At 41.1% G+C, this 18,021-nt stretch carries 21 protein-coding genes; 14 read left to right on the top strand and 7 right to left on the bottom strand.

Annotated elements, in window-relative coordinates:
* Positions 1 to 41 precede the first annotated feature (41 nt).
* Both JOD21_RS03695 and JOD21_RS03690 read left to right on the top strand, forming a co-directional pair.
* Positions 42 to 1,115, top strand: a complete 1,074-nt coding sequence (locus JOD21_RS03695) for an acyltransferase family protein (protein WP_204728315.1) — start codon at positions 42 to 44, stop codon at positions 1,113 to 1,115.
* 92 nt (positions 1,116 to 1,207) lie between these two features.
* Positions 1,208 to 2,191 carry a TDT family transporter gene (locus tag JOD21_RS03690; protein WP_204728314.1) on the top strand — a complete coding sequence of 328 codons (984 nt, stop codon included), beginning with the start codon at positions 1,208 to 1,210 and terminating at the stop codon, positions 2,189 to 2,191.
* A gap of 86 nt (positions 2,192 to 2,277) precedes the next feature.
* Here the strand turns inward: JOD21_RS03690 and JOD21_RS03685 are convergent, their stop codons facing one another.
* From JOD21_RS03685 to JOD21_RS03675, 3 genes are all read right to left on the bottom strand, one after another.
* Entirely contained in the window at positions 2,278 to 3,147 is an 870-nt protein-coding gene (locus tag JOD21_RS03685; RefSeq protein WP_204728313.1) for a DMT family transporter, read from the bottom strand.
* Positions 3,148 to 3,513: 366 nt separating this feature from the next.
* Complete coding sequence (gene arr / locus JOD21_RS03680; protein WP_204728312.1) at positions 3,514 to 3,930, bottom strand: NAD(+)--rifampin ADP-ribosyltransferase; 417 nt, start codon at positions 3,928 to 3,930, stop codon at positions 3,514 to 3,516.
* Between the two features lie 221 nt (positions 3,931 to 4,151).
* Entirely contained in the window at positions 4,152 to 4,748 is a 597-nt protein-coding gene (locus JOD21_RS03675) for a TetR/AcrR family transcriptional regulator (protein WP_204728311.1), read from the bottom strand.
* A gap of 167 nt (positions 4,749 to 4,915) precedes the next feature.
* Here JOD21_RS03675 and JOD21_RS03670 point away from each other — a divergent pair, with 167 nt between their 5' ends.
* Positions 4,916 to 5,698 carry an SDR family oxidoreductase gene (locus JOD21_RS03670; RefSeq protein ID WP_204728310.1) on the top strand — a complete coding sequence of 261 codons (783 nt, stop codon included), beginning with the start codon at positions 4,916 to 4,918 and terminating at the stop codon, positions 5,696 to 5,698.
* Positions 5,699 to 5,764: 66 nt separating this feature from the next.
* Here JOD21_RS03670 and JOD21_RS19535 read toward each other — a convergent pair whose 3' ends face one another.
* Positions 5,765 to 7,816 carry a diguanylate cyclase domain-containing protein gene (locus JOD21_RS19535; RefSeq protein ID WP_204728309.1) on the bottom strand — a complete coding sequence of 684 codons (2,052 nt, stop codon included), beginning with the start codon at positions 7,814 to 7,816 and terminating at the stop codon, positions 5,765 to 5,767.
* A gap of 175 nt (positions 7,817 to 7,991) precedes the next feature.
* Here JOD21_RS19535 and JOD21_RS03660 point away from each other — a divergent pair, with 175 nt between their 5' ends.
* Together JOD21_RS03660 and JOD21_RS03655 are read left to right on the top strand one after the other, a co-directional pair.
* Positions 7,992 to 8,861, top strand: coding sequence for a PPK2 family polyphosphate kinase (locus JOD21_RS03660; protein ID WP_204728308.1), 870 nt, complete (start codon positions 7,992 to 7,994; stop codon positions 8,859 to 8,861).
* Positions 8,862 to 9,033: 172 nt separating this feature from the next.
* Positions 9,034 to 9,303 carry a hypothetical protein gene (locus tag JOD21_RS03655; RefSeq protein WP_204728307.1) on the top strand — a complete coding sequence of 90 codons (270 nt, stop codon included), beginning with the start codon at positions 9,034 to 9,036 and terminating at the stop codon, positions 9,301 to 9,303.
* 251 nt (positions 9,304 to 9,554) lie between these two features.
* Here the strand turns inward: JOD21_RS03655 and JOD21_RS03650 are convergent, their stop codons facing one another.
* Positions 9,555 to 10,190, bottom strand: a complete 636-nt coding sequence (locus tag JOD21_RS03650; protein ID WP_204728306.1) for a pentapeptide repeat-containing protein — start codon at positions 10,188 to 10,190, stop codon at positions 9,555 to 9,557.
* Between the two features lie 250 nt (positions 10,191 to 10,440).
* Here JOD21_RS03650 and JOD21_RS03645 point away from each other — a divergent pair, with 250 nt between their 5' ends.
* The 4 genes from JOD21_RS03645 (at position 10,441) to JOD21_RS03630 (ending at position 13,432) form a co-directional block, all read left to right on the top strand.
* Entirely contained in the window at positions 10,441 to 11,310 is an 870-nt protein-coding gene (locus JOD21_RS03645) for an SDR family oxidoreductase (protein ID WP_204728305.1), read from the top strand.
* Between the two features lie 151 nt (positions 11,311 to 11,461).
* Positions 11,462 to 11,839 carry a GntR family transcriptional regulator gene (locus JOD21_RS03640; RefSeq protein ID WP_204728304.1) on the top strand — a complete coding sequence of 126 codons (378 nt, stop codon included), beginning with the start codon at positions 11,462 to 11,464 and terminating at the stop codon, positions 11,837 to 11,839.
* Positions 11,836 to 12,723 (top strand): ATP-binding cassette domain-containing protein, encoded by an 888-nt coding sequence (locus tag JOD21_RS03635; RefSeq protein ID WP_204728303.1) that lies wholly within the window; start codon positions 11,836 to 11,838, stop codon positions 12,721 to 12,723. Before JOD21_RS03640 ends, JOD21_RS03635 begins: the two co-directional genes overlap by 4 nt.
* On the top strand, positions 12,710 to 13,432 hold the full coding sequence (locus JOD21_RS03630) for a hypothetical protein (protein ID WP_204728302.1): 723 nt from the start codon (positions 12,710 to 12,712) through the stop codon (positions 13,430 to 13,432). The genes JOD21_RS03635 and JOD21_RS03630 overlap by 14 nt, the downstream gene beginning before the upstream one ends.
* A 128-nt stretch (positions 13,433 to 13,560) precedes the next feature.
* Here the strand turns inward: JOD21_RS03630 and hxlB are convergent, their stop codons facing one another.
* On the bottom strand, positions 13,561 to 14,121 hold the full coding sequence (hxlB, locus tag JOD21_RS03625) for a 6-phospho-3-hexuloisomerase (protein ID WP_204728301.1): 561 nt from the start codon (positions 14,119 to 14,121) through the stop codon (positions 13,561 to 13,563).
* A gap of 6 nt (positions 14,122 to 14,127) precedes the next feature.
* Positions 14,128 to 14,760, bottom strand: coding sequence for a 3-hexulose-6-phosphate synthase (gene hxlA / locus JOD21_RS03620; RefSeq protein WP_204728300.1), 633 nt, complete (start codon positions 14,758 to 14,760; stop codon positions 14,128 to 14,130).
* A 311-nt stretch (positions 14,761 to 15,071) separates the two neighbouring features.
* Here hxlA and JOD21_RS03615 point away from each other — a divergent pair, with 311 nt between their 5' ends.
* From JOD21_RS03615 to JOD21_RS03595, 5 genes are all read left to right on the top strand, one after another.
* Positions 15,072 to 16,061 (top strand): aldo/keto reductase, encoded by a 990-nt coding sequence (locus JOD21_RS03615; RefSeq protein WP_204728299.1) that lies wholly within the window; start codon positions 15,072 to 15,074, stop codon positions 16,059 to 16,061.
* Positions 16,062 to 16,462: 401 nt separating this feature from the next.
* Positions 16,463 to 16,768: a hypothetical protein gene (locus JOD21_RS03610; RefSeq protein ID WP_204728298.1), complete on the top strand. Its 306-nt coding sequence runs from the start codon at positions 16,463 to 16,465 to the stop codon at positions 16,766 to 16,768.
* Positions 16,769 to 16,809: 41 nt separating this feature from the next.
* Positions 16,810 to 17,118 carry a putative quinol monooxygenase gene (locus tag JOD21_RS03605; RefSeq protein ID WP_204728297.1) on the top strand — a complete coding sequence of 103 codons (309 nt, stop codon included), beginning with the start codon at positions 16,810 to 16,812 and terminating at the stop codon, positions 17,116 to 17,118.
* Between the two features lie 116 nt (positions 17,119 to 17,234).
* Positions 17,235 to 17,723: an SRPBCC family protein gene (locus tag JOD21_RS03600; protein WP_204728296.1), complete on the top strand. Its 489-nt coding sequence runs from the start codon at positions 17,235 to 17,237 to the stop codon at positions 17,721 to 17,723.
* 83 nt (positions 17,724 to 17,806) lie between these two features.
* Positions 17,807 to 18,004: a hypothetical protein gene (locus JOD21_RS03595; RefSeq protein ID WP_204728295.1), complete on the top strand. Its 198-nt coding sequence runs from the start codon at positions 17,807 to 17,809 to the stop codon at positions 18,002 to 18,004.
* The last annotated feature ends 17 nt before the right edge of the window (positions 18,005 to 18,021 follow it).

Here is an 18,021-nt window from a genome sequence, read left to right as displayed (position 1 = left end):
ATATATTATTGAAAGTGCTGTTTATTTTGGAGGTTATAACATTGAAAAAAGCTCGCGTCATTGGAATTGATTATATCAGAGCCATGGCATGTTTAAGTGTTGTCTTAATACATACAGCTTCTCAGGTTTTAATGAACTTTGATTTGCCGGCATCCACGGTCGAAATTGCCAAGCTGACTCAGATGACATTTATTTTTGCGACACCGATTTTTGTCATGATTTCAGAGTTTCTCCTGAGTTACTCCTATCACAATTCTCCTCCTAAAGGATTTTGGAAAAAGAGAATCTCTTTTATATTTATCCCTTACATTACAATGTCTATCGCCTATGGCTTATTTTATATGATCTTGAATGCCGGAGATTTCAGTTATTTTCTGAGAGTAGTCGAAAATTATATTATTGCGGCACGCTGGCATGGTTATTTTATTCTGATTATCTTTCAATTCTATCTGCTTCATTTTTTATTTAACCGTTATATTCACCGGTTTAATCCATATCTGGTCACTGCATTATCTTTAGCTCTCAATATCGCTTACCTTCATTTTTTCAGAGTAGCTTCTGCTGCTGGCGGGCTGTTAGATGGCATAGTATGGGTGACTAATACCAGGATCTTCTTCCCGGGCTGGCTGATCTTTTTTGTCATCGCTTATTTTGCGGGAAGATATATTACTGAGTGGATGATATTTTTAAAAAAAGCAGGAAGTGCAATTGTCATATTGGCACTGATGTCCTGGCTGTTTGTCCTCTACAATGTGATTGAGGGACATTATATCGTGATTGTTTCAAGTCGTGTTGATGTTCTTTTCTATACGATCTTTGTGTTTCTTGGAGGCTTATACGTAACCTCCTATTTAAAAGGGATACCTGGACCTATTAAGCTGATCAGTAAATACTCTTTTTCAATTTACTTGTTACATATGATGTTTCTGGTCCTGTTTACGAATTTTGTTCCTTTTGATTTAAAAGCGTCTATTTTTGCTCCTGCTGCATTTGTTTTCTCAATAGCAGGAAGCATCACAACTGCCTATCTGATTAAAAGGATACCTGGCTCTGCCTATCTGATTGGTCAGGTGGACCGTAAAACTTCTATTGCGGGAAATAGCAATAGAAGTTAAGTAGAGCGGGGTGTTTTCTGACTTACGCTTACAGACCGTTCATCTTTCTTTAGTATCAACGAAGTAAATTTTGTCTTGAAAGAAGCGATCACATGAAAGTTATCAATCCTGCCGCTGCCGCGATTGTAATGGCAATCGGCATTTTTCTATTTGGTGCATCAAAAGAATTTAAGATCATAAATCAATCAGCAGACATACTGACTGTTCTATTGCTTCTCCTTTTTTTCATTATTTATGGCAAGCTGGCATGGCAGTTGACAGACCGGACTTTCCGGCAGTCTTTTTTCAGGAATCCAATGAATGTTTTTGTCAGTGGAGCATGGATAGCGGGGATCGCCGTGATGTGTAACGTTCTAATTGAACAGTTTTCATTCATTGAGCATATGATTAAACCGGTCGCATTCATCAATTTTGTTTTTTACCTGAGCCTGCTGCCGGTTTATATCATCAGTTTTGTAAAGTTATATCAAAAGCGTATTCCTGTGCATGGAGTGGTACTGTTGTCAGCAGTGGGAATGCAATCACTCGTTATTTTGTGGGTGCAGCTTTTAGGCACTTCTTATTCCTGGATGACTGTACTAATGCAATTGATCGGTCTGGTATTCTATGCCTCAGGAGTATTATTAATTGGAGAAAGATATCTTTTAAGGGAAGATTGGAACCTGATAGATGACTGGACTAATACAAATTGTATTGTGCACGGTGCTTTATCTATTACAGGAGTTGCTTGTGCATATGCAGATACATTGTCTGCCGGTTTAATCGATGCATTCTGGCTGATTGTGCTGATTATATTTATTGGAATAGAAGTTATTGAAATCACTCGTGCAAAAAAACGTGTAGCTGCTTATGGGTTCAGTAAAGGGCTGTTTTCCTATCACGTTACTCAGTGGTCGAGAAATTTTACTTTTGGTATGTTTTTTGTCTTTACTGCTGCTGCCATCACAAAAAGTGCTCCTGCCCATACAATTGATACAATTCAGGTAGCACTTCTGCCGATAATTGGATGGGTAGTATTATTTCTTCTGATCACGCAACTCACCATCTGGTTTAGAGCAGGTGCTGTACTGAAGTAGTTGTGATTTAGAAGTTTTATGACGCTTAATGTCTTATAAATAGAACTGCGGCATCTACTTTTAGACATAAGTAGATGCCGGTTTTTTTAATCTTTCTGTTTTACACTCAGTATTGTAACAGTTGCTAAAATAATCACCATTCCAATCATTTGAACAAGATTTAGATGATCGCCTAACAGCAGCACACCAAATAATGAAGCTGTTACCGGTTCGACCATTGCGACCATTGATGCAGTGGATGCTGTGGTACGGCGTATACCAATGACATAAACGATAAACGAAATGCCTGCCCCGATCATCCCTAATAATAGAAACCAGCCGATATCACTTGAAGTGGTTGCATCCACAATTTCCTGCTTATCACTGATCGAAAAAAGAATAATACAGAATGCTAAAAAGGCAGTAGTTAAAGCGGTTTGCGGTTTTCCCTTCGAAGAAGCATTCTTAAAACCGAAAATAAAACATGCATATGAAAGGCCGGCAGCAAGCCCGGTGATCGCTCCAATTAGACTTACTGAGAGTGAGTCAATTTGATACGCACCTGTCAGTAACACAATACCGATCAGCACTCCACCGATACTGCCCCATTTAAACCAAGTGGACCGTTCAATCTTAAAAATAAAAGAAATTAAAAACACAAATACAGGTGCTGTGTACATTAAAGTAGCAGCTATCGCCATACTTGAGTGCTCAATACTGAAAAAGTAAAAAGTGAAGTTCCCGGCTACTCCTACCCCTGCCAGTAATGACCAGATGTAAAACCATCTGGAGGTTGAAAGGTTTTGTCTGGCGTGTAAAAGGAACCAAATCAAAAAGCAGACAAAACCGACAGCGCCTCTATAAAAGGAAATGATAATCGGATCCCAGCCTTTTTCCATTAAAATATCTGCAATCCCGCCGCTAATCCCCCAGCATACAGCAGCCAGGACAACTAATCCCACACCTGAAAATCTCATTGTACCCCTCCTGAAAGTCAGCATTGAAGTAAATACTTTATAGTTCACGTGACATGTAATGATTTTTAATGCATACATTAAATTTTTCTTATTCTCAAAAAATGGTATTAGGTGTGTTTCCTTGAAAGTAATCACATTAAACATTACTTATTGGATAAAAAATCTATAATTACACTTTATTTACTTACGTGCCGCAGTTTTCAGGGATGATAAATTTTTATGAAGGATGATCAGATTCATATGAGATCATCGGGAGGATCAGTACGCATATAAAAAACCCGGCATGCTGAGTTGATCAACTCAGCATGCCGGGTTTTCTGTTTGCATCAATATTGAAATGAAGATAGAAGTGGAAATAAGAAAATCTTAATCATAAATGATATCTTTTCCCTGTTCACGCAGTGTCTGCAGGGAGGTTAGCATATGTTGAATCTGTTCATCTGAGTGTCGTTCCCAGGAACCTAATTCAGCAATGATTTTCAGAGGTGACTTTGATCTGTAAGAGCGGGTGGGGTTGCCAGAAAATCTTTTGTCAGTTACGTTGGGATCATTCTCAAAGTCACCGAGCGGTTCAACGAGATAGATTCTTTCTTGTGATTCAGAAGCTGCCAGTTCAGCACCCCATTTAGCGGCTTCTAATGTAGCGGTGAAATAGATATGGTTGGATTTTTTATTCTGATAGTTTGATGGATGCTGCGGTTCTAACAGGTCTCCAATTTTCAGTTCGGCTTTCGTGCCATGAAAGAAAGGACCACGGTCCAGCACGTTTTTTATATTATCCATACAGTTCTGCCTCCTGTGTTTTCGGCTTTGTATCGTACAGTATAGGACAGAATTTTGAGAAAGAGTAGTCTGCAAATTTATTGTGAGCGGTGGTATAATGGAAGTAGAGAGAAGGAAGTCGAGTATTCAGTTATAAAAATCAGAAAGCCCGGTTACTCAAAGTTCATATTGAGTAACCGGGTTTTCTGCATTCAGGAGGGTTTTTTCAACGTGTTTCAGTTTTATACCTTCCGAATCACAAATCCTTTCACCATTGTCTGCAATATTTTAATAAACTGGAGTGAAAGTGCTTCAGGGGACAGGTCGTAATCATTGCGAATCCATTCGGTAATGAGGCCGGCGGTGCCGTGAGCCATATATTTTTTATAGGCTGCTGTATTGGCGGCATCACTATTTTCAGATGTAAATTCAAATTGTTTTTCCAGTACTTCATAGATTGCGTCAGGCAGATCGTGATGAATGCCTGGTACTGTGTCTGACACGAGAAGCAGGTTGAAATAGGCCTGATTATTCTTAATAAAATAAATCAGATCATAGGAATGTGCATTCAATTCCTCAGTTTTAATAACAGTTCCAACAGAGTATTTATTTATACTCATATTAATGATTGCTTCAAACATTTCTTTTCGCAGTTCATCTGCAAGGTCTTCTTTATCAAGATAGTAATGATAAAACGTCGTACGGTTATACTGTGCGCTGTCTACGATATCAGTGACGGTGACGTGCTGATAGCCTTTTTGTGAAACCAGTGAGATAAATGCCTGTTTCAGGTGGGATTTTGTACGTGCAGTCTGCTGATTCATATTATGAGGTTTCATTATTTTTTCCTTTCAGACAACATTTTTCATAAAAGTGTTGGATCAGTCAACACTACTGAATGTATTACTGATTGAATCGAAATCAGAGCGGTTTTACAATTGAAGGGTAAACGGATTCACCGTGTAGTTTTGATTTTAACATTACTTTCAAAGAGGAGTGAATGAAAATGAAACGATTTGAAGACAAAGTGGTATTAATTACAGGTGGAGCGTCAGGACTTGGTTATGCTTCTGCACTACAGGTGGCTAAAGAAGGTGCCAAGCTGTCATTAGTGGATTTGAATGGTGAAGCACTTGAAAAGGCGAAGAATGATATCTTAGCTGAAGTACCTGATGCGGAGATTCTGACGATTACAGCTGATGTAGCAGATGAAGAAGCTGTGAAGAACTATGTGAAAGAAACTGTATCAGCTTATAAAAAAATCGATAGCTTTTTCAATAACGCTGGTATCGAAGGTAAACAGAATGAAACTGAAAACTATGGATCAGATGAGTTCGAAAAAGTCGTAGCGATTAACCTGAATGGTGTATTTTACGGAATGAAGCATGTGCTGAAAGTGATGAAAGAGCAGGAGCATGGCTCTGTTGTAAATACAGCATCTGTCGGCGGAATCCGCGGCGTTGGGAATCAGTCAGGTTACTCAGCAAGTAAGCACGGTGTAGTTGGTCTGACACGAAACTCAGGCGTTGAGTATGGTCAATACGGCGTCAGCATTAAGGCAATTGCACCAGGTGCAATTATGACTCCGATGGTAGAAGGCTCTCTCAAACAAATGGGCGGCGATGACTGGGAAGCTGCAGGGGAGGAATTTGTTAAAGCCAATCCGATGAAGCGTTTCGGTAAGCCTGAGGAAATCGGCTATCTGGTTGCGTTTCTTCTATCTGATCAAGCTGGATTTATCAATGCAGCTGTTATTCCGATTGATGGCGGACAATCGTACAAGTATTAAAAAGTGGACGCGGATCTACACAAAAAACACGGCAGTCTGGCTGAGGCCAAGACTGCCGTGTTTTTATTAATTTCCAAAAACCGTTGCCTGATTCTTCCCATTTCGCTTGGATTCATACATCGCAGTATCAGCGTGCTGGACAAGTGTTTTAAAATCGTTCCCTTGTGCGGGTACCGGTGCGAGACCAATGCTTGGGGTCAGATGGATTGTATGTCCTTCAATGATCACCGGCGCTTCAAAAGCTTTGAGTACTCTTTCACCAAATTTACGCAGTTTTTCTTCATTTGTCTCCGGCAACAGTACAATAAATTCATCTCCTCCAAGTCTCCCGGGGGTTGCTCCTTCTGGTGAGACTTTCTTTAATCTGTTTGCCACTTCTGTTAATACCTGATCCCCAATGCCGTGACCAAGCGTATCATTGATATCCTTAAAGTGATCCAGGTCCATAAAAGCAGCACTTAATGATGATCCGTCTTCTATATAAGCAAGGTAACTTTCTTCAATTCCAAGCCTGTTTTGGAGGTTTGTTAACGGGTCATACTTTGCCAGTTGTGCCAGCCTGCTTTTTTGATCAGATACTTCATCGAATGCATCTCCCAATTTGTTCGTCATCCTGCGGAAATTAATGATCAGCAGCTGAATATCAATAAGACGCGTTTTTGGCCAGGTAATGGTTTGATTGTTTCTTACTCTTTCCGGCAGGTTTTTTGTAATCAGTTCGAGCTCACGAATCGGACGGAGAATCTTTTTCGTAATGACTGTTGATAGAAAGATACTTAAAGCCAGAATGAATGATATGAAGATCAGTCTGTAAAGGTGCTGAGTAAACAGGCCCATATGGTAAGGACTTGTGCTGATTGTTGAGGTCACAGTCCAGGGAGCATATTCATTAACCCCCATTGTCACATACGTTGCATTCTTCCAGTTTGAGATTTTTGTCCCTTCATCGGAAGGCATCCATAGAAATGACAATTCTTCATTATTCCCCTGTGCGAATGTGCGCTGAATAGATTGATAGAATTGATTATCATCTGCATCCACAATTTCGTTCATCTGCTTCCCTGTCTGATCAAACACAGTGGTATGATCATTACTGTACAGCTGTCTCCATTCATTCATATCAATACTGGCGGCAAAATAAAGTGATTCTTCATCAGCATTCTCATCTGATTTTGATAAAGGCACTGTCACGATGACATAAGGTTCGTCTGCTTCATCATAATAAAAAGGTGAATATCGGGCCTGATCAGGGTTCAGTTCAGGATAATCTGACATGTCCATTGTATGTTTCCGGTTTTCAGGATAACTTGCAACGACATTCATCGCATTGTCGAGGAGAACGACTTCCTCAGCTCCCCAAACAGCTTCAGTAAGCATGCCAAGGTAATCATCATTTTCAAAGCGGTCTGCTGAATAAATGAAATTTCCCTGTGAGGATAGAACGGTTGTTACTTCATTCAGCCAGATATTTAACTGATTCTGGGCCTCCTCATATCCTTCCTGTGAATCACTTTGAATCTGTCTTTGCATATCAGCAGAATCACTCGACATTTCAAACAGCAGCAATGCCAGTGACGGAATGAGAAAAAAGATTAATATCGTATGGAAAATAATATCCTCAAGATATACTTTCTGGCGGTGCTTTTTAAGGAGAAAGTAACTGATTGTAAATAGCAGTAAGTTTGCAAGCAGTATATTGACAACGCCGTTCACAGTATCCTTCAGTGCTACGATCAGTGAGTCTATCAGCGAAAGATCAAGTAAATAGAAGTAAGTCAAAAATATAAAAGGAATACCGAAAAGCAGCCAGTAGATCATATCAGCCATAATAAGAGACTGTCTGAATTTCTTATAAAGAAAGACGACTGTCAAAAACTCGAGCAGCATTGCTGTAGAGCCGTATATATGACCCCAGATATAGAAGGTTGCGTACGCAAAAATGATTGAGTGAATCAAAGCAACCCTGAAGCCGAACAATCTGTATAAAAGAAAGGTTAAAAAAGATCCGATTAAGAAATCTATACCAAATAAAGTCGGGATATAATAAAAACTTGCTGCACCTGATCCGACCAGGATGATATAAATGATCCACCTGGGTAAATGATATTTTGATAACACCGTGACACCTTCTTTTGTCATATTAGACTCAGTATATAATATTACTTTTTTCCTATCAAATTTAACTACTGTGGCAATTTGCTTTGTCGTTTACCATTATTGAAACAGGGGTATAAATTGGAGACATCATCAGGCTTGAAGGCCACCTATTTCAGGAAAGGTACGTGAAAAATAAATGGATATTAAAAAGTATTTGGTTGATTGCAATAAAAAAGTATCGCTAAAAGATTATGCTACAACAGAAAAAGATCATTTTGATGAAAAAGAATTTCTTGAGGAGCACCTGCCCAAAAGTATCGAAAAGCTGAAGGATTTGCACTGGCGCCTTCACGCTGAAGAGAAAAAAGGGATTGTAGTCGTACTGCAGGCAATGGATGCTGCCGGAAAAGATGAAGCCATCAGCTATATCTTCTCAAATTTAACAGCGCAGGGACTGACGACTGCTTCCTTCCAGAAGCCTTCAGAGACAGAAATGAAACATGATTACCTGTGGCGTATCCGTGAAGGACTTCCGGCGAGAGGACAGATTGGGATTTTAAACCGGTCGCATTACGAGGAAGTCATTGCGCCGAGGATTCATGACGATGCACTGAAGGATGAAATGTATCCAGAGGGTATGGATAAAGATGAAGTATGGCCGATGCGCTACAGACAGATTAATGATTTTGAAAAGCATCTGTCTGAAAATGGTTTCAAGGTCATTAAGTTTTTCTTCAATATGTCCAAAGAGGAACAGAGAGAGCGGTTACTTGAACGTATGAAAGATCCTGAAAAGAACTGGGAGTTTTCATTCAATGATGTAAAAGAACGCCGTCACTGGGATCAGTATCAGGAAGTCTTTGAGGATATGCTGAGCAATACATCAACCGAATTCGCTCCATGGTATGTGCTTCCGGCCGACGACGAATGGTATTCACGCTATATCATTACAGAGGTAATGGTTGACTGTCTGGAGAAAATAGATCCACAATTCCCTGAGATCTCAGACGAGGACAGAGAGAAGTTGGATGAGGCAATTGAAGAATTGGAGAATGAGAAGAACTGAGCTATAAGATGATTGAAAGACTGTTCACAGCAGTCTTTTTTTATTTGTCAAAATAATAATAGGGAAAAATTGTATGGTTATGCTATACTCAATTCGAATGATCTTACTTTTTCTGTTAGATCTGTATACTGGGGTCATAAATCTTTTAAGTAATTGGTGGGGAGGTCATTATATGAGTAAGAGGCGCAGAATGCTGGCTTTTATTGTCCTGATCGTTATCGTATGGTTCTTCTTTGTCGGTTTTAGATTAATCGGCTATATATCTGAGATCAATTCAAGAGGGTTTCGTATGACAGTGTGCGGAACGGATGGCTGCAGTGATGCGATGCTTGTACTGAATAGTGTCTGGACAGCCTCAGTATTTATTTTGATCCCATTAATCATCCCTATTATATTGGCGATATATTTTATCGGTTTCAAAAAAATCAGTGATACACAATAATAATGAAGAGGAGAAATGGGCAATGTCATATAGTGCGGTTGCTTTGATTTTAACATTTGTCGTTATGTTCCTGATTGGGGCCAGTCTTAATATTCTTTTGAAAACTACAAGTAAACTTGACTGGGGAATGACATTGTTAATTAGCATGGGAGTTTCTATTGTGTTTGTAGGTATATTTGAGTCTAACTAAACGATTATTAATCATTAAAAAGCCACTTTGAGCACTTACAAAGCGGCTTTTTTTATGTCTATCAATCTACAATCACTAACCCAATCAGTGCCGCGAACTGAATCGCCTGATGGGTGGACACTTTACATCCCCTCAGGTCTTCAAGTGAGAGAATAAGTGATTCAAACGTAGAAGTGCTGATATCGACTGTCTTCAGCGGGGTCCTTTCAAAGTTTGAGCTGTTCAGATTGCACGTGTCAAACTCAACTTTCTTCAGAATGCATTCAAAAAAGTCCGAGCTCTCCAGTGAAGATTGCTTAAACAATACTTTCTCAAGCTTTGAGCTTCCAAACGCAGAAAGGTTCAGAATAGATTCTTCCACTGATACGTTACCCAGTCTTGAGTCAGTCAGGTCTGTACCAGTGAACTTACAGTTAATAAAGCTGACTCTGTGAATAGAAGATTTACTCAGGTTGGCATTTGAGAAATCACAGTTTTCAAACTGTACGTCTGTCATGCTGATAGAGGTGAAACCTGTGCCATTGAACCGGGAGTTTTTAATGACCATTGCAGACAGATTCACACGGTGCAGCTCTTCATTTTCAAAGTCAGCATCGCTAATCAGACAGCGGTCGAGTTCGGGATAATCTTCATAAAAAATGTCTTCAAATTTTCTTTCAGGAAGTTCGGTGGGGATTTTTGGTGAATCCAGTTTCATCGATATGACCTCTTTCAATTGATTAATATGTTCATTGTAGGGAAAGCTGATATGAAAAAACAGGCTATCTTTTTTAAGAGAGTTGTGTGCAACCGGTAAGCGAGAATTTCTTAGAAAATTACATTCCATCTGAATACCTTCAAATCAAGGGATGGGAGAGGGGTCATTCTTTTAGACGAATCTGAAAGATGTTTACAAAAAATTGTTTGAGGAAAAGATTGGTATATGATTAATAAAGGAGCTGGATGAAATGGATATTCAACATAGACAAAAGGGTGGCCAACCGGGACAAACGCAGGCAGAGCAGCCTGGAATTGAGTCGAAGATGGATCCGCGTCCACTTCAGCCGCTTAACTATAAAGGCAGTGAAAAGCTGACTGACCGCGTCGCATTGATTACTGGTGGAGACAGCGGAATCGGCCGGGCTGTCGCAATTGCTTATGCGCGCGAAGGTGCACATCTTGCAATTAACTATCTGAAGGAAGAGCAGAGTGATGCAGATGAAACGAAGAAGCTGGTTGAGGAAGCGGGCGTAAATTGCTTATTAATTCCTGGCGATGTGTCTAAAGAAGAAACGTGTAAGGCGATAGTCGAACAAACGGTGGAGCACTTTGGACAGCTTGATATTTTAATAAATAATTCAGCTGTTCAGTACCCAACTTCAAATCTTGAGGACATTTCATTTGAACAGTGGGATAAAACCTTCAAGACAAATATCTATTCAGTCTTCCATATGACGAAGTTTGCATTGCGTCATTTAAAAGAGGGCAGTGCGATTATTAATACAACGTCAGTGAATCCTTATAAAGGAAATCCGCAGCTGATTGACTACACTTCCACAAAAGGTGCGATTGTAGGTTTCACGCGCAGTATGGCAGCGAACCTTGCTGATAGAGGAATCCGGGTAAACATGGTAGCGCCTGGACCGATCTGGACACCGCTGATTCCATCTACATTTGACGAAGAAAAAGTAGAAGAATTCGGTACAGATACACTCATGGGCCGCCCGGGTCAGCCGGCTGAACTGGTGGCACCGTACGTGTTACTTGGTTCTGATGACGGTTCTTATATGACTGGACAGTGTATCCATGTGAATGGTGGGCAGGTTATGTCGTCGTAAATAAAATATACTGGAACAGAAACCCTTTGGTTGAACGATGCTAAAGGGTTTTTTAGTGAAAATTAAAAAGATCTATTGCACAAAATAAGGGTTAGACATATACTTATATACATAACTATATAACCATAAAACAAAAGGCGGTGATGTACGATTGAGCCACTCACTGAATGACAGTAAGCCGATCTTTATGCAGATCAAAGATCGGATTGAAGACCAGATTGTGAATGACCAGCTGAAAGAACATGATCAGATTCCATCAACGACGCAGCTCGTAACGTTTTATAAGATTAATCATTTAACCGTGGCAAAAGGCATCAATTTGCTGGTGGATGCAGGGATCATCTATAAAAAAAGGGGTGTTGGTATGTTTGTTGCAGAGGGGGCAAAAGAAATGTTGATTGAACAGAGAAAGAAGGGGTTTGTGGATCAATATATGTTACCCATGCTGCAGGAAGCAGAGAAGCTTGGCATATCACAAGACGAATTAACAAAAATCATGAAAGAGATGAAAGGACGGGGTGAACAGTGACAGCTGATATTGTAATTGATCAGGTTTCTGTTAAATATAAAAAATTCCATGCGCTTGACCGTGTATCGCTGAAGCTTGATGGAGAGAAGATATACGGACTGATTGGCCGCAATGGTGCCGGAAAAACAACGCTTTTGTCACTGCTTGCCTCTTTTGCAAAGCCGGATGAAGGATCAATTCAGATGAACGGACAGCCGCTTTTTGAAAATGCTGAACTGATGCAGCGAGTGACGTGTGTCTATGAAAAAGCCCTCAATGATGAGTCTGAAAAAGTGAAAACCTACCTCGAAGCCATTGCAGAATATAAGCCGGATTATGACACTGACTATGCAATGGAATTAGTGGAACTCTTTCATCTTCCTTTAAATAAGCCGGTATATAAATTGTCAAAAGGGATGCAGTCAGTCCTGAACGCAATTATTGGGCTTGCTTCCCGCTCACCTATCACCATTTTTGATGAGACATACTCCGGGATGGACGCACCGACGCGTGAACTCTTTTATCAGCAGGTGCTGGAAGATCACGCGCGTTACCCGAGGACGATGATTTTATCTACACACCTCGTTTCTGAAATGGATTACCTATTTGAAGAAGCAGTGATCCTGCATAAGGGAAAAGTGCTCTTACATGAACCGGTTGATGCAGTACTTGAAAAAGGAGCATCCATAACTGGCGCCGCTGAACTGGTGGATGAATTCGTGGCCGGTATGCATCAGATTCACACACAAAAGCTCGGTGGAACGAAGTCAGTCATGGTCATTGACCCGCTTACGGAAGAACAGCTGGTTCGCGCCGCACAGTCAGGGCTTGAGATCGGACCTGTTTCACTTCAGGATCTGTTTATTCACCTCACTAAGGAGGAGGGGCAGCATGGAGCAAAATAAACGCAAGGACTTAAAAATCGCTTTTGACATGACCTTTATGCAGTTTGGGTGGTCAACCTGGATGATCGGGATTGTGCTGCTGCTATTCATTAGTTTACAGATCTTTACAGATTTTAAAATTGTCTTAAACGATGAAGAAGCAGCTTTTCAGGGGTTTATTCATTTTATTGAAAACCCTTATAAAATTTTCATGCTGGTTGTCGGCATTCTGTCAGTGCCAAAGTTTCTAAGCTGGTTTGTGAAAACAGGTATTACGCGAAAAGATTACTTCACAGGCGCTGCCATTGCAGCTTTGACGCTTTCAGCAATTTTTATGATTATCGCGGTCATCATTGGCGGCATCGAGCAGTTGATTGCCCCTGTGAATTTTGTGACATATCTGGGTGAGGGTGCTTCATGGTTTCTGATTTTCCTGGTCTATACACTAAATATATTCGTCTATTATCTGGCCGGCTGGCTGATCGGAGCGGGCAATTACCGCTACAGTGGCTGGGGATTACTCCTGTATATTCCGGGTGCACTTGCACTGATCTTTATGATGGACCTTCTCTGGACAAATCAGCTGGACACACCGCTTCACAGTATGTTGTCGCTGGATGCCTCTGAAAATCTGTCACTATTCATTTCATTTGGGGTATCAATTGTGTTAATTGGCATTTCCCTGTGGGTGATTCGGGTGACAACGAAGAGAGTGAGGGTGAAGTTGTAGTGCGTAGTAGAGGGTCTGACCCTGTACTACGCTGAAGACCCGGGACAGTCCCTGGTCTTCATGATACAAAAAACAGAAAGACCGTGAAGCGCTTTTGAGCGCTTTCGGTCTTTCTGTATGTGTGTGATTTATTCTAAGTTCGCATGTTTGCCATACATCGTATCAGAATCCAGTCCTTTTTTCTCCATATAACGCAGAATCACTGCGTCAAAGAATAATAGAAGGGTTTGTTCGAAAAGGGATCCCATCGGCTGAATGGTTTCGTATGCATTTTCCGATTGATCTTTAGGAGAACCGGGCATTTTAATGACCTGATCTGCAAGTTTTCCAATTGTTGAATCTGCATTTATCGTGACAGCAATCACTTTTCCGCCCAGGCTTTTGGCCTTTTCAGCCATGGAGACCAGGCTCTTCGTCTCTCCTGATCCCGAAGCGATAATCAGGATATCGTCCTGTTCCAGGTTCGCTGTCACTGTCTCGCCAACTACATATGCATCGAGCCCCATATGCATCATGCGCATCACAAAGGATTTGCCCATAAGACCTGATCTGCCGGCTCCTGCCACAAAGATTTTATTTGTGGCAATGAGTTGTTTCACGAGCTTTTCAGCCTGCTCTTCTGAAAGTAAGTCTGCTGCACGACTTAACTCATCAAGAATACTTTTAAAATAGTGAGTGGTCTGCGTCATGACTGATTAACCCTGTGTGATGAGTTCTTTCATTTTAGAAGCTGCAGCCTGCTTGTCGTCCTGCCCTGTAATGCCACCGCCAACGATCACAAGATCCGGCTGAGCTTTAATAACTTCCGGAAGTGTATCAAGTTTGATACCGCCTGCAACTGCTGTTTTAGCATTTTTCACAACGCTTTTAATCGTTGCCAGGTCTTCAAATGAATTCTGACCGACTGCCTGCAGGTCATATCCAGTGTGAACACAGATATAATCAACTCCAAGCTCATCAAGCTCTTTCGCTCGAGTGGCAATATCTTTAACAGCGATCATATCAACAAGGATCTGCTTGCCCTGTTTTTTTGCTTCTTCAACGGCGCCTTTGATTGATGCGTCTTCAGCAGCACCAAGAATTGTTACAATATCAGCACCTGCAGCAGATGCCTGGCTTACTTCATAACCTGCTGCATCCATGATTTTCAGGTCAGCAAGAACAGTCAGCTCAGGGAACGCAGCCTTCATTTCTTTAACGGCTTTAAGTCCTTCGTTGATCACAACCGGCGTACCGATTTCTACTACATCTACATAATCTTCTACTTCCTTCACCAATTCAATGGCCTGTGGAATATCTACTAAATCTAATGCTAATTGCAATTTCATCGACAATCACTCCTAAACAAAATTTTGTGGTGTAAGGACTGATCATCCTTATTGTTCATTTTTTCTCTAACGATCTGCAGGCTTTAGGTGGTCAGTTATTGCGTCTTCACTAAAAAACTTTCCCTGAAGACCCTCACATTTAAAGCCGTTTTTGTAGTCTAATCTGAATCAGACTCATTATCAACCAAAGAGACTTATGCGATGTGTGCACAAACCGCTTGTAATGGTTCATCTGTTTAACCAGTTTCACACCGGGTAGACATCTACATATATTCTTTGAACCATCAATTATCTGAAAGAGGTGTACAAACATGAAAAATGACTTAACAATACAGCATAAACTGGGTCTTGGAACTGCGCCCTTAGGCAATATGTTCAGGGATGTACCTGAAGAGGAAGCGATGAAGACGATCCAGTCAGCGTGGAATGAAGGCATCCGTTATTTTGATACTGCACCATTTTACGGAGCGGGACTGGCTGAGATCAGACTTGGCGAGGTGCTGTCATCTTATAACCGTGATGAGTATCTGCTTAGCTCAAAAGTGGGACGGATTGTATTGGATGAAACGGAAGAGAAAGAAGGACTGTTCGAATACGGCCGGAAAAATAAGATCCAGACAGATTACACAGAGGACGGGACGCTCAGATCGATTGAGGACAGCCTGAAACGTTTGAAGACAGATCGCCTGGATATGGTGTATGTACATGATATTTCACCGGACTTCCTAGGTGATGAGTGGGTTACAAAGTTTGATGAGGCGCGTAATGGAGCGTTCAAAGTGCTGGATCGCCTGAGAGATGAAGGTGTGATTAAAGCATGGGGGCTTGGAGTGAATACGACAACCCCGATTGAAGTCGCGCTTGAACTTGAGGAAGCTCATCCTGACCTCAGCTTATCGGCTACTCAATATACGCTATTGCAGCATGAGCGAGCACTTGAACGGATGATGCCACTTGCTGAGAAAAGCGGAGGCGGACTTGTGATCGGGTCGGCATTTAACTCTGGCGCATTACTTGGCGGTGATCACTTTGATTATCAGGAAATCACGCCTGAAATCAAAGCGCGCGTTGATAAATTCAATGAGGTTGCATTAAATCATGGAGTGAAGCTGAAGGATGCTGCACTGCAGTTTTCAACCGCACATCCGGCAGTAAAAGCAGTAGTAACCGGCTCAACAAGACCTGACCGGATTAAAGAAGATCTGCAGGCGCTGAAAGCAGAGATTCCTGCAGGATTCTGGGATGAACTGGTGGAAAAAAAGCTGGTTTCTGCGAGAGCGATCCTGCCTGAAAATAAATGATGTACAAAAAGGTTCCAGGCTATTAAGCGGGAACCTTTTTGTATGGGCTGTTTTAAAGGATGTAGTTGAAGTAAGGGAGGGAATGAATCAATCACAACAGGAAACTGACTTCCAAGTGTAAAAATATATGGTAAACTTAAATTGTCTAAGTACATGAATGGACGCCTTTTAAATATTCTTATTATTATGAATATTATCAGCTTTTTTAAAAAATTGGGGAGGTGTCAGGCATCCTGTTAAAAACTGATTCTAAAGCCAGAAGCATACAACAGAATTATAGAAAAACAATTAAAAGTAAAAAAAGGATGAGTCAGCACTCAATTGAAGCGATCGCTGTTATTTGCAGCATTCTGATTATTTTAGTTATCCAATCGAATAACGTTAATAATGGGGTTCAACCTGTGGCTGTAAGTCCAGAGAGACATTGGTTTGAAGTGGTCCCGCAGGTTGAAGAAGTGCTTGGGGGTATGTTTTCTCAATACAATGGAGTCACAATTGATTTTAATCCTGAGCCAACCAGACTTATTTTGAACACATCGTTTAGCCCATCTACTCAAAGCGTTGAAGAAAGCTTAAATGAACTAATTTATGCTGCGAATCAGACATTAATCAATCTGGGTGACATACCTGAGGATGAATCGTACATAATTGTTGTGAAAGGGGGAAATGAAGAAGAATTAGTGCGGCATGTGTTTAATTACGATTGACTCAAATTAAAAATAGCTTCTAAAGAAATGGAGGAACCACGATGAGTAAGTTCAGCTTGTTTGGTAAATTCACGGTAGAAGAGGAAAATCGGGATCTGCTTACAGATATCCTGCTTGAGGCGGCTGAATCGATGCGGGATTTTGAAGCGTGTGAGGTCTATATCGTAAGTGTGTCTGAAAGTGAAGCAGATACAGTATATGTATATGAAACGTGGCGTGACGAAGATGCTCACCAGGCGTCATTGTCACTTGAAGCAACGCAGAGGCTGATCAGTCGTGCGAAACCGATTATCACCGGGATGGAGAGGATCCAGTCGCTCAAGACGCTTGGTGGTAAGGGGATACAGTAGAACCAGAATGAAATTAAAATAATGATTGAAGAATATTCCATTCGTGCTATATTCAAAGTGAGCAGTGGGAGAATCAATAAGATCGGCTGTATTCAAATAATGGAGGAGGATAAATCATGAACGTGAGAACAGAGGGGACAAAACTGATCATTGAGAAAACATATTCTGTGTCACAGGAGCGGTTGTTTGAGGCTTTCACCACTTCATCAGAATTAGAAGCATGGTGGGGTCCGAAAGGGTGGAAGACGACAAATAAGCGATTTGATTTCGAACCGGATGGCCATTGGCATTATTGCATGAAATGTGAGGACCAAAATCAGGGTGATTTTTATGGCATGGAATCCTGGGGTCTGGCAAAGTTCAAGGAAATTCATGCACCTGATCGTTTCCTGTATGAGGATATGTTTTCGGATGAGGAAGGGAATGTGAATCCTGAACTGCCGGGGATGGATATTGAAGTTGCTTTTGTGCCAGTAGAGGGTGGTACGCAGCTGATCACAACAACATTCTTTGATTCTGTCGAGTCACTTGAAAAGTTAAGTGAGATGGGGATGGTTGAGGGGACTGCATCACAGATGGACCGTCTGGAAGGATATTTGAAATAAGCGGGCTTTGGGATAGGGTGGTTCCTCATGTAAGATGATCGTTCTATCCCGGGAAAAGAATTCGAATTAGAGGAGAGAACATGATGAGTAAGAGTAAAGCAAAAAAGCAGAGGCTGCATGCAAGAAGAAATGGTGCGTTTGACGCAGAAATGAAGCGTGTCGCGCAAACTGATATCAGCACACATGTCAGAAAAACGAAGACAAAAAAAGAAAAGCTTGATCAGATGAGAAGTAAGCACAAATATTCAACATCAGGGTGGAGGGTAGAAAAAGCTGCCTGATGGTATAAGGAGATCAT

Source organism: Jeotgalibacillus terrae (assembly GCF_016908195.1).
Classification (GTDB): domain Bacteria; phylum Bacillota; class Bacilli; order Bacillales; family Jeotgalibacillaceae; genus Jeotgalibacillus; species Jeotgalibacillus terrae.
This window is presented reverse-complemented; position numbering and strand designations above follow the sequence as displayed.